The 12,180-nt window shown below is 46.5% G+C and carries 8 protein-coding genes and 1 pseudogene; 4 read left to right on the top strand and 5 right to left on the bottom strand.

Translation table 11 applies throughout. The features are described from left to right. Window positions 1-117: 117 nt before the first annotated feature. The 4 genes and pseudogenes from VRK_RS02155 to VRK_RS02140 all read left to right on the top strand — a co-directional run. Window positions 118-798, top strand: a complete 681-nt coding sequence (locus VRK_RS02155) for a TIGR00153 family protein (protein WP_059119884.1) — start codon at window positions 118-120, stop codon at window positions 796-798. A gap of 130 nt (window positions 799-928) precedes the next feature. Continuing rightward, the gene (locus VRK_RS02150; RefSeq protein ID WP_059119883.1) at window positions 929-2,188 is read left to right on the top strand and encodes an inorganic phosphate transporter; all 1,260 of its coding nucleotides are present in this window, start codon (window positions 929-931) and stop codon (window positions 2,186-2,188) included. A gap of 156 nt (window positions 2,189-2,344) precedes the next feature. Continuing rightward, complete coding sequence (locus tag VRK_RS02145; protein WP_059119882.1) at window positions 2,345-2,953, top strand: TIGR04211 family SH3 domain-containing protein; 609 nt, start codon at window positions 2,345-2,347, stop codon at window positions 2,951-2,953. 57 nt (window positions 2,954-3,010) lie between these two features. Further along, a pseudogene (locus VRK_RS02140) lies at window positions 3,011-4,237 on the top strand (multifunctional CCA addition/repair protein); the annotation flags it as partial. A gap of 79 nt (window positions 4,238-4,316) precedes the next feature. Here VRK_RS02140 and eno read toward each other — a convergent pair. The 5 genes from eno to rlmD form a co-directional block, all read right to left on the bottom strand. Then, window positions 4,317-5,618 (bottom strand): phosphopyruvate hydratase, encoded by a 1,302-nt coding sequence (gene eno, locus VRK_RS02135; RefSeq protein WP_059119881.1) that lies wholly within the window; start codon window positions 5,616-5,618, stop codon window positions 4,317-4,319. A 74-nt stretch (window positions 5,619-5,692) separates the two neighbouring features. Continuing rightward, on the bottom strand, window positions 5,693-7,333 hold the full coding sequence (locus tag VRK_RS02130; RefSeq protein ID WP_059119880.1) for a CTP synthase: 1,641 nt from the start codon (window positions 7,331-7,333) through the stop codon (window positions 5,693-5,695). 201 nt (window positions 7,334-7,534) lie between these two features. Further along, entirely contained in the window at window positions 7,535-8,350 is an 816-nt protein-coding gene (gene mazG, locus VRK_RS02125; protein ID WP_059119879.1) for a nucleoside triphosphate pyrophosphohydrolase, read from the bottom strand. Window positions 8,351-8,431: 81 nt separating this feature from the next. After that, window positions 8,432-10,651 (bottom strand): GTP diphosphokinase, encoded by a 2,220-nt coding sequence (gene relA, locus VRK_RS02120; RefSeq protein WP_059119878.1) that lies wholly within the window; start codon window positions 10,649-10,651, stop codon window positions 8,432-8,434. 110 nt (window positions 10,652-10,761) lie between these two features. Continuing rightward, window positions 10,762-12,081 carry a 23S rRNA (uracil(1939)-C(5))-methyltransferase RlmD gene (rlmD, locus tag VRK_RS02115; RefSeq protein ID WP_059119877.1) on the bottom strand — a complete coding sequence of 440 codons (1,320 nt, stop codon included), beginning with the start codon at window positions 12,079-12,081 and terminating at the stop codon, window positions 10,762-10,764. Between the last annotated feature and the right edge of the window lie 99 nt (window positions 12,082-12,180).

Here is a 12,180-nt window from a genome sequence, read left to right as displayed (position 1 = left end):
TAAAATGGTTTTAAAGCACCGTCGAATGAGTTACCATGCGCGCCTTTATAGCCAATGTTCAACATTTCATCATAATGTTGTATGTTCTTTTAAGGTTATATTTTTGGATTGAGTCACATGCCAGTGAATACAATTATGGGGTTATTTGCAAAGTCCCCAATTAAGCCTTTGCAGAAACACGTTGTCTGTGTCAATGAATGCTGTTCTTACTTGATCAGCTTTTTTGAAGTTACGTTCCAGAAAGATTGGGAAAAGGCAGCCGAAATTCGGGCTCAAATTTCTCATCTGGAAAAAGAAGCCGACGTACTCAAACGTGAAATCCGCCTGAAACTGCCGCGCGGATTATTCCTTCCTGTTGATCGAACCGATATGCTCGAACTGCTGACCCAACAAGATAAGCTTGCGAATCTCGCGAAAGATATCTCTGGTCGGGTTTATGGTCGGGAGCTGATGATTCCAGAGCCACTGCAAACAGATTTCATTGCCTACGTTAAACGTTGTCTGGATGCGGCGACACAAGCCCAGAAAGTCATCGGAGAATTGGATGAACTCCTTGAAACCGGATTTAAAGGCCGGGAAGTCACTTTGGTTGCAGAAATGATCAACCAACTTGATGCCATTGAGGATGATACCGACACGATGCAAATTCACCTGCGTCAGCAGTTGATGGCTATCGAGTCAAAATATAATCCGATTGACATGATGTTCTTATACAAAATTCTAGAGTGGGTGGGCGGTATCGCTGACCAAGCTCAACGTGTGGGAGCTCGCTTAGAGCTAATGCTCTCTCGTTCCTGAGATTATAGATTTTCACAATAACTAAGGGCACTCACACATTGCGTCTCTGAATCTAATTATTGTGGCTGAATGACATGCCACGATAGAAGGTCGCGCGTGCTCCGCTAGTTATCAACAACTAGGTATTATGATGGATATCCTTGTAAGTTACGGATCTATCTTGATTCTTGTAGCAGCAGCCTTCGGTTTCTTGATGGCGATCGGCATCGGTGCAAATGATGTAGCAAATGCGATGGGAACATCAGTTGGCTCTAAAGCACTGACCGTAAAACAAGCTATCTTTATTGCGATGGTTTTTGAGTTCGCCGGCGCCTATCTTGCCGGTGGAGAAGTAACAGACACAATTCGTAAAGGTGTCATCGAAACAAATCTCTTTGTCGCACAACCTGAAATTCTTGTTTATGGCATGATGTCATCCCTTCTGGCTGCCGGTACATGGCTCCTGTTGGCCTCTTATATGGGATGGCCGGTGTCAACAACCCACTCCATTATCGGGGCGATTATCGGTTTTGCCTGTATCACTCTGGGAACAGAAGCCGTTGACTGGCATTCCGTTCAAGGAATTGTCGGCAGTTGGATTATTACACCGATTATCTCCGGTTTCTTCGCCTATGTCATTTTCGTCAGTGCACAACGTCTGATATTTGATACAGAAAATCCGCTACAAAATGCCAAACGTTTTGTTCCGGTTTATATGTTCATCACCACCATGGTTATCGCACTGGTCACCATTAAGAAAGGCCTGAAACACGTCGGTCTCCATCTGAGTACCGGTGAAGCATGGCTTGCCGCCATGTTTGTTTCCGCACTCGTTATGGTCGGAGGCTACCTGTACATCCAAAAACGCTTCTCAAAACGGGAAGAGGACCACAGTTTCTCTGGTGTAGAAAGCATTTTCAGTGTCCTGATGGTCGTTACTGCCTGTGCGATGGCATTCGCCCACGGTTCCAACGACGTCGCGAATGCGATTGGTCCATTGTCAGCTGTGGTTTCCACCGTCGAAAATCTTGGTCAGATTTCAGGGAAAAGCCAGATTGCGTGGTGGATCCTGCCATTAGGTGGACTGGGGATAGTCGTCGGTCTCGCAACGCTGGGACATAAAGTGATGGAAACTGTCGGTACCGGGATCACCGAACTGACACCGAGCCGTGGTTTTGCTGCACAGCTTGCAACGGCCTCAACCGTTGTTCTGGCGTCTGGAACCGGGCTACCGATTTCGACCACTCAAACACTGGTTGGTGCGGTCCTCGGTGTGGGCTTCGCCCGTGGTATTGCAGCATTAAACCTTGGTGTTGTGCGTAACATCGTGGCTTCGTGGGTCGTGACGTTACCGGCAGGAGCGCTGCTTGCTGTTGTTTTCTATTATATGCTAGAAAAAATCTTCATTTAGTGCGTGCAACCGTCAGACATTTGTCAGAACCATGTGATTATTGACTCAAATCTGCACAAAGGGAGGCTTCGCCTCCCTTCTTTGTTGCACCATATAAAGAAACTTTTTACTATTTGGAGAGATTTACTTTTCAACCCTATCGTTAAAGGATTTATCGTGAAAAAACTGTTATTCATGTTGCTGCTTTCGCTTCTGACCTCGCCCGTTTTTGCACAAGTGCATTACATAGCAGATGACTTGTTTACCTATATGCATTCAGGCCCGAGCAACCAGTATCGAATTATTGGCAGTATTAATGCAGGTGAGAAAGTACAGCTACTGCAAACCAATAAAGAAACCGGTTATAGTGAAATACTCGATAACAAAGGGCGTCAGGGTTGGGTACAAGATAAGTTTGTTACCACCACTGAGAGTATGGCATCCCGCCTTCCCCGTTTAGAAAAAGAGCTCAAGGATGTCAAAGCACAGTTGTCTGATGCTGAGAATAAAGCTAGTCAGGAAAAGGCCGGGCTAGTCGAGTCTCTTGAAGTTCGCAATAAACAGATTTCCGAGCTGGAAGAAAACTATAGCGGTATCAGCCAGAAACTGGCGACAGCGCAAAGCGAGACACGTGAGCTGAGAGCGAAGCTGGATACTCAGAAAGAAGATCTGTTAATGAAATATTTTATGTACGGTGGCGGTGTTGCTCTTGGTGGCATTCTACTGGGAATCATCCTTCCGCATCTGATTCCAAGACGGAAGAAATCACACTCAAACTGGCTCTGATATGTGAAGAAGGCCTGCTCCCGGCCTTCTCTCAACAATTTCAGACACCCGTTCCAAAAGAGGCAAGCTGTGCAAGTCTATCTCGTCGGTGGCTCCGTTCGTGATCAGTTACTCGGTCTTCCCATCAAAGATCGAGATTGGGTCGTCGTCGGCAGTAATCCCTCACTCATGCTTGAACAAGGTTTTATATCTGTCGGGAAAGATTTTCCGGTGTTTCTTCATCCACACACCAAAGAAGAATATGCCCTAGCCAGAACTGAAAAGAAGAGTGGTTCAGGTTATCATGGGTTTGAATGCTTTTTCTCACCGGAAGTGACACTTGAAGATGATCTGATGCGCAGGGATTTAACCATCAATGCGATCGCCCAAGATCCTCAAGGGGTGCTTATCGATCCCTATCACGGCCAAGCCGATTTGGAACAGAGAGTACTGCGCCACGTATCAAATGCCTTTGCAGAAGACCCGGTGCGAATCCTCCGCGTTGCCAGATTCGCAGCCAGATTCGCTTCACTCGGTTTTACCATCGCACCGGAAACAATGGCCTTAATGCGTCACATGGTTCAGTCCGGAGAAGTCGCTCACTTAACCGCAGAACGTGTTTGGCAAGAGCTCCATCAAGCTCTTGCCACGGACCACCCCGACATCTTTTTATCCGTATTGAGAGAATGCGGTGCACTGGCAGTCATTTTCCCTGAAATCGACTGCCTCTTCGGGGTACCGCAGCCACCGAAGTGGCATCCTGAAATTGATACGGGCGAGCATACACTCATGGTGATGCGTCAATCGACATGCCTCTCAACATCGCTTCCGGTCAGATTTGCAGCTATGGTTCATGATCTCGGTAAAGGAACAACACCACCGAGTGAATGGCCGAGCCATAAAATGCATACACACACCGGTTTAGCCTGTATCCGTGCACTGTGCGAACGCATTCGAGTCCCAGCGGAATATCGGGATTTAGCATTAATCGTCTGTGAACAGCATACCAATGTTCACAACGCTGCAATTTTGAAACCGGCAACTTATCTCAAGATACTGAATAAAATGGATGTATGGCGTAAGCCAGAGCGACTTGAAAGTGTACTGCTGTGCTGTCAAGCAGATCATCAGGGGCGATTGGGCTATGAAGAGATACCTTATCCACAAAAATCACAGTTTGAATCCGCCTATCAGGCCGCACTCGCGATTGATGTTCAAGCGATCATTGCCGCAGGATTGAAAGGTGCCGAGATTCGGGATGAATTAGACAGACGCAGAATCTCAGCAATCAAAGCGATTTTATAGTGCTTCTCCAATCAGTAATCAGTAAGACCAAAAAAAACGCCTCAGAAGAGGCGTTTTTCAATTCATGATAAAGCCGTGATTAAGCTTGACCTTTCACTTCTTTCAGACCGTTGAAAGGCGCACGTTCACCCAGCGCTTCTTCGATACGGATCAGTTGGTTATATTTCGCAACGCGATCAGAACGGCTCATAGAACCAGTTTTGATTTGACCTGCAGCAGTACCAACAGCCAGATCAGCAATTGTCGCATCTTCAGTTTCACCACTACGGTGAGAGATAACTGCAGTGTAACCAGCGTCTTTTGCCATCTTGATTGCAGCCAGTGTTTCAGTCAGAGAACCAATCTGGTTGAACTTGATCAGGATAGAGTTAGCTACACCTTTCTCGATACCTTCTTTCAGGATCTTAGTGTTCGTTACGAACAGGTCGTCACCAACCAACTGGATTTTGTCGCCCAGCAGTTCAGTTTGGAACTTGAAGCCGTCCCAGTCAGACTCATCCAAACCGTCTTCGATAGAAACGATAGGATATTGTGCAACCAGACTTTCCAAGTACTTAGAGAACTCTTCAGAAGAAAAAGTTTTACCTTCGCCTTTCAGGTCGTAGATGCCTTGCTCTTTGTTGTAGAACTCAGATGCTGCACAGTCCATAGCCAGAGTCACGTCTTTACCCAGAACGTAGCCAGCTTGCTCAACAGCTTCTTTGATCGCTGCCAATGCTGCTGCGTTTGATTCAAGGTTAGGCGCAAAGCCACCTTCGTCACCAACGGCAGTATTCAAACCTTTTGCTTTCAGAACTTTCGCCAGGTTATGGAAAACTTCTGCACCGATACGCAGTGCTTCTTTCAGCGTGCTGGCACCAACAGGTTGAATCATGAATTCTTGAATATCAACGTTGTTATCTGCGTGTTCACCACCATTGATGATGTTCATCATTGGTAATGGCATAGAGAATACGCCAGGAGTGCCGTTTAGTTCAGCGATGTGCTCGTACAGAGGCATGCCTTTTGCTGCTGCTGCAGCTTTTGCGTTTGCCAAAGAAACAGCCAGAATCGCATTTGCACCAAACTTAGATTTGTTTTCGGTACCGTCCAGATCAATCATGACTTGGTCGATAGCCGCTTGATCTTTTGCATCTTTACCAATCAGCGCTTCAGCAATTGGGCCATTTACTGCTTCAACAGCTTTCAGAACCCCTTTACCCAGGAAACGAGACTTGTCGCCATCACGAAGCTCAAGCGCTTCACGAGAACCAGTAGATGCACCTGATGGTGCAGCAGCCATACCTACGAAACCGCCTTCTAGGTGGACTTCAGCTTCTACAGTTGGGTTTCCGCGAGAGTCGATGATTTCACGACCTAGAATTTTAACGATCTTAGACATTAATGTTTCCTCTCTTTGAATTTAAATGTCAAACCTATGGGGTAACCGTATTCCCTACCGTTACCCGTGTCCTTTTATTTCTCAATAGTGCGACGCTGGTACTCACCAGCGGCTTTTACAAACCCAGTAAACAGAGGGTGTCCATCGCGAGGTGTTGAAGTAAACTCAGGGTGGTACTGAGAAGCCACAAACCATGGGTGATCCGGATTCTCAATCACCTCAACCAGTTTTTTATCCGCAGATAAACCAGAAACTTTGAGTCCCGCTGCTTCAATTTGAGGACGAAGCACGTTATTCACTTCATAACGATGGCGGTGACGTTCATAAATGGTTTTGCTACCATATAATGCATGAACTTTACTGCCTTCTTCAAGATGGCACAACTGCGCACCTAAACGCATCGTTCCGCCCAAATCTGATTTCTCGGAACGTTCTTCAACTTGACCTTCAGAATCGATCCACTCGGTAATCAAACCGACAACGGGATATTGAGTTGCGCGATTAAACTCGGTTGAATGCGCCCCTTCCATACCCGCAACATGACGCGCATATTCAATTAATGCAACCTGCATTCCCAGACAAATTCCCAGATAAGGAATCTTATTTTCACGCGCATATTGAGCGGCTAAGATCTTACCTTCGATACCGCGATCACCAAATCCGCCCGGCACCAGAATTGCGTCCAGTCCGTCCAGCAGCTCAACCCCTTTATTCTCCAGATCCTGAGAATCAATATACTTGATCTGAACACTCAGACGGTTTTTCAGGCCCGCATGTTTTAAAGCTTCGTTGACCGATTTATATGCATCAGGCAACTCGATATATTTACCAACCATACCAATGACGACTTCACCGGTCGGATTGGCTTCTTCATAAATAACCTGTTCCCATTCAGACAAGTCCGCTTCCGGTGCTTGAATACCGAAGCGAGAGCAAACTAAATCGTCCAGTCCCTGCGACTTAATCAGCTGAGGAATTTTATAGATGGAATCAACATCTTTCATTGAAATAACGGCTTTTTCTGCCACATTACAGAACAGCGCTATTTTTTTCCGCTCATTGGCAGGAATAATGCGATCAGAACGACAGATCAAAATATCTGGCTGAATACCGATAGAGAGCAACTCTTTCACGGAATGCTGAGTGGGTTTAGTCTTCACTTCTCCGGCAGCCGCCAGATAAGGGACTAAAGTTAAATGCATAAACATTGCATTTTCACGACCAATGTCTACAGCAAGCTGGCGAATCGCTTCGATAAACGGTAGAGACTCGATATCACCAACCGTACCACCAATTTCAACGATTGCGACTTCATGGCCTTCCGCACCGGCAATCACACGATCTTTAATTGAATTGGTAATGTGAGGAATGACCTGAATGGTTGCACCGAGGTAGTCACCACGACGTTCTTTCCGTAAAACATCCGCATACACACGACCTGCGGTAAAATTGTTCCGTTTGGTCATTTTGGTCCGGATAAAGCGCTCGTAATGCCCCAAATCCAGATCAGTTTCCGCACCATCTTCAGTGACGAATACTTCACCGTGCTGAGTCGGACTCATGGTACCCGGATCCACATTAATGTACGGATCGAGCTTCATGAGGGTCACTTTCAGACCACGTGCTTCTAAAATCGCTGCAAGAGATGCTGCTGCAATGCCTTTACCTAGAGAGGATACGACCCCGCCAGTCACAAAAATATACTTTGTCGTCATGTTTAACCTGAAATTGGTTGAATGAGGGAAATGGATTTCTTCTGGACGGGATGTAAATATACCAGAACCCCATTAACGCCACAACGTGAAACTTATCACACTCTCACTTTTTCTTTTTTGCTTCAAATCAAATCCAATCCGCACAATTGTAGCTCATTCTGCTTGGGCTACATTATAAGGACTGTGCTCAACTGTCAGAGTTCAATCTGAACCCCGATTTTTCTCCCGCTGCTTAACCTGTTCCCAAAAGCGATCTAATTCACTGAGTGTATAGTCATCGAGTGATTTACCTTCCTGATTAGCCAATGCTTCAACGCCTTGAAAGCGTCTGGCAAATTTTTTATTTGCTCGTGTGAGTGCAGACTCCGGATGATGTTGCAAATGTCGCGTCAGGTTCACTACGGCAAACAACAGATCACCCAACTCATCTTCTATCGCAGCAGGATCCGGTGGAAAGCAACGCACCTCTTCAATCACTTCATCCAGCTCTTCACGGACTTTATCAACAACGGGCGCCAAAGTATCCCAGTCAAACCCATGCTTGGCACACTTAGCTTGTAATTTATAAGCTCGGCTCAATGCAGGAAGCGACTTGGGTACACCATCCAAAATACTTTGTTCTTCACGACCTGCTCTGGATTTTTCTTCTGATTTGATTTTTTCCCAATTGGCCCGAATAGCCGCTTCACTATCAAAAACCTGATCAGTAAAAACATGCGGATGGCGACGGATCAATTTTTCATTGACACTGCGAATCACATCATCAAAATCAAAATCAAAGAATCCTTGTTCCTGGGCTAACTGACTGTAAAAAATGGCTTGGAAAACAAAATCACCTAATTCTTCTTGCAGATTTTCCCAATCCTGCGCATGAATTGCATCGATCACTTCATAAGTCTCTTCAACTGTATGAGGCACAATACTGTCAAATGTCTGCTTTTGGTCCCATGGACATCCGGACTCAGGATCTCTGAGTTGTGCCATGATCTGCTTTAACTGTTCAATTGGATGAGACATAACCTTCTTTCCGCTCCAAAGAGAAAGCGAGGAGGCATCCTCGCTTTCTGCAACGATTCAACTGACATGAGGCGATACTCGTTATCCCAGTCGTTTGACTGACAGAACATCTTTCGTCTGCTCAATCCGTTTACACACCCGGGAGAGCACTTCAACACTTGTCAGTTCCAAATCAAAATCCATATAGATCAGTTGGCGTTTATGATCGGTTCGACTTTTCATACTGGCCACTTTGATTTTCTCATTCGCCAGCAACGTCGTAATATCCTTTAACAATCCGCCTCGCTCCATCGCTTCGACCCGCACGGTCAGAACGTAAGAACCTAGTAATCCGCGTCCCCAAACGGTATCGATAATCCGCTCCGGAGCGTGATGCATCAACTCTTCCAGCTGTTCACAGTCACTCCGGTGGACCGAAATCCCCCGTCCCTGAGTAATGTAGCCTTTAATCTCATCACCGGGAATCGGGCGACAGCAACGCGCCAGATGCGTCATTAAATTATCGACCCCTTCAACCACGACGGCATCTTTACTCGGTGCCGGGGTTGTTGTCTTCTGCTCCTTCTCTTGTAACTTTTCAAGGACCAGCTGGTCTTCTTCTTCTGCGGTCGGCTTATTGACCAAAGCATTGATATGATTGACTATTTGATTGATCCGTAAATCGCCGCTACCGATTCCGACATATAATTCATCTGGTGAGTTGACATTAAATCGTTTCAGCGCATATTCACTGGCATCTTTGAGTGTCGCACCAATTTTTGCCAGTTCGGTTTCCAGAATTTCCCGCCCTGCCTCTAAGTTCTTTTCCCGGCTTTGCTTTCTGAACCACGCATTAATCTTCGCCCGGGCTCGTCCGGAATGGACAAACCCCAATGCAGGGTTGAGCCAGTCTCGTGATGGGTTCGGCTCTTTGGCGGTGATAATTTCAACCTGATCCCCCATCGTCAGTTTATGAGTAAACGGCACAATTCGTCCTGCGACCTTCGCACCAATGCAGCGATGCCCGACTTCGGAATGAATATGGTAAGCGAAATCCAACGGCGTTGCCCCCATCGGTAAATCAACCACATCACCTTTGGGTGTAAAAGCATAAACCCGGTCATCAAATACCTGACTGCGCAACTCATCCAGCATTTCACCGGAATCAGACATCTCTTCTTGCCAGTCAAGCAGCTTGCGTAACCATGTAATTTTCTCGTCATAGCCGCGATGCCCGGCAGAACTGCCTTCTTTATATTTCCAGTGCGCCGCTACACCCAGTTCTGACTCTTCATGCATCTGGCGAGTTCGAATCTGAATCTCAATGGTTTTCCCTTCAGGGCCAAGAATCACCGTATGAATCGACTGATATCCATTGGGTTTCGGGTTGGCGACATAATCATCGAACTCACTGGGGAGATGCTTATACTTGGTATGAACCACCCCAAGTGCCGCATAACAATCCTGTAGTTTCTCCGCGATAATTCGCACCGCCCGAACATCAAATAACTCATCAAATGCCAGACTCTTTTTCTGCATCTTGCGCCAGATGCTGTAGATATGTTTCGGACGCCCGCTAACTTCGGCCTGAATATTGGACAGCAGCATTTCTTCACGCAGATCTTCAACAAAATCCTGAATATATTTTTCACGAACAATACGGCGTTCAGATAACTGCTTGGCAATCTGTTTGTAGGTATCCGGTTGCTGATAGCGGAAGGCGTAGTCTTCCATTTCCCATTTTAACTGGCCGATTCCCAGACGATTGGCTAACGGCGCATAGATATTGGCACACTCTTTTGCCGCCTGACGTCTGATTTCATCCGGCTGATCTTTCACTTCGCGTAAATTACAAATTCGTTCGGCAAGCTTAATCACCACGCAACGGAAATCATCAACCATCGCCAGTAGCATCCGTCGCACATTATCTACTTGTGTTGAGGCTTCACTGCCCTGCATCGTGACGTTCAATTGCCCGATAGCCGCCATCTCCTCAACACCATCAATCAACTTGATAATGTCTTTGCCATAGCGTTCTTGTAAAATTTCAGCATCGAGCAATCCACCAGACACAATCGGAAACAATAATGCTGCGACTAAAGTCTCCTGATCCATCGACAGCGTCACCAGTATCTCGATCATCTCACGACCACGCCACAGCAACAGTGGCCCGGCCGGATGATCGACAACTAGAATTTCCATCTGTCGATAAACCTGTTTTAGTCGCTCCGCGATTTTGGGATCACGCACGATACTGGCGATCCACTTCTCGGGTTCAAATTGTTCGTCTGGGTTCAGATGTGCGCTTCTTACCGCAACCATTATTCTCTATTTCGTCCTAGTCTTATGTTCGTTTATTGAAGGTCGGCTATTTGACTTCGACCCTATCGCTATTGATGAGTTCACCTCACCTGACAGTTTCACAATCAAGGTTACATTCTGATAAACAAAGCCATCGATTCCAGATGACTGGTGTGAGGAAACATATCCAGCATCCCCACTTTCTCTAACTGATATCCTTGCTGTAACAGACGCTGACTATCTCTGGCCAGTGTCGCCGGATCACAGGACACATAAACCACGCGCTGAGCGCCGAAATCAGACAGCAACTCAATGACGCCTTTCGCACCGGCTCTGGCCGGGTCGAGTAATACTTTATCAAATTTCGCCTGTGCCCACTCGATACCGATCAACGTTTTCTCAAGATTCGCCTGATAAAAATCAGCATTGAGAATCTGGTTGTGCGCTGCATTCTTACGCGCCTGTACAACCATTTCTTCAATCCCTTCAACCCCGACCAGTGATTTCACCTGCTGCGCAATTGGTAAACTAAAGTTGCCCACACCACAAAATAAATCTAGCACACGATCTTCTTCACTGAGTGCCAGCCAAGAAAGCGCCTGTTCAACCATTTTCTGATTAATGTGTCGATTTATCTGTATGAAATGGTGGGGCTGAAAAGCAATTTCAATCCCTGTCTCGCGATAAAACGGTTCATGACCATCTTGTAAATGCGGCTGCCCGGTCTCGGCCATCATATAGAGTGAAACATCCTGTTGCTGCGCAAAAGTAACCATATCAGCCTGATCCGACGCATTCAGCGACCCGATAGTACGCAGCAGCATAACAGTTCCGTTATCAGCAGCGATCAACTCCAGATGTCCGAGCTTTTCTGGCTGCGACATCGACTCAAATAACCCTCTGAGTTGAGGAATCAGTGCTTCTAAAGTGGGTGCCAATACCGCACAATGCTCAATATCGACAATATTGTTACTATTTTTCTGACGAAAACCGAACGCCAGACGCTTCGATTGGCTGTCCCACTTCAAGCTGAAACGCGCCCGACGCCGATACCCCGAATCCACATCAGAAATAACCGGTGAGAGTGGCACAGATAACCCGGCAAATTTATTAAGCAGTTGTGCGAGCGACTCTTGCTTATATCTCAACTGCTCCCGATGACTAAGGTGTTGTAGATTGCACCCGCCACAACGATGATAATGCGGGCAGAACGGTTGAGTTCGTTCTACACTCTCCTGTTGCACTTGGATCAACTTCGCCCGGGCATACTTACTTTTATTCTCTGTCAGTTGAATCAGGACCTGCTCTGTCGGCAAAGCACCTTCGATAAAAACCGGTTTCCCTTCCAGATAAGCAATACCCTCACCATGGTGATCCATGCGTGCCACCTGAACCAATTGGTGCTTTTTATTGATCGTAGATTGTTTTTTAGGTTGGAAAAAACGAGCCATATGAATATGTTACCGCTTGTAATGTTGCCGAATTCTTTGTTACGCCAGCCGGTTTAAGCGGCCGATGTAACAGTAGAGGGTTGCAAATTTTCGCTATTT

It is taken from the genome of Vibrio sp. MEBiC08052, from assembly GCF_001506075.1.
GTDB lineage: Bacteria > Pseudomonadota > Gammaproteobacteria > Enterobacterales > Vibrionaceae > Vibrio.
Note: the sequence above shows the minus strand (reverse complement) of the source record. Positions and strands in the feature narration are given on the sequence as shown.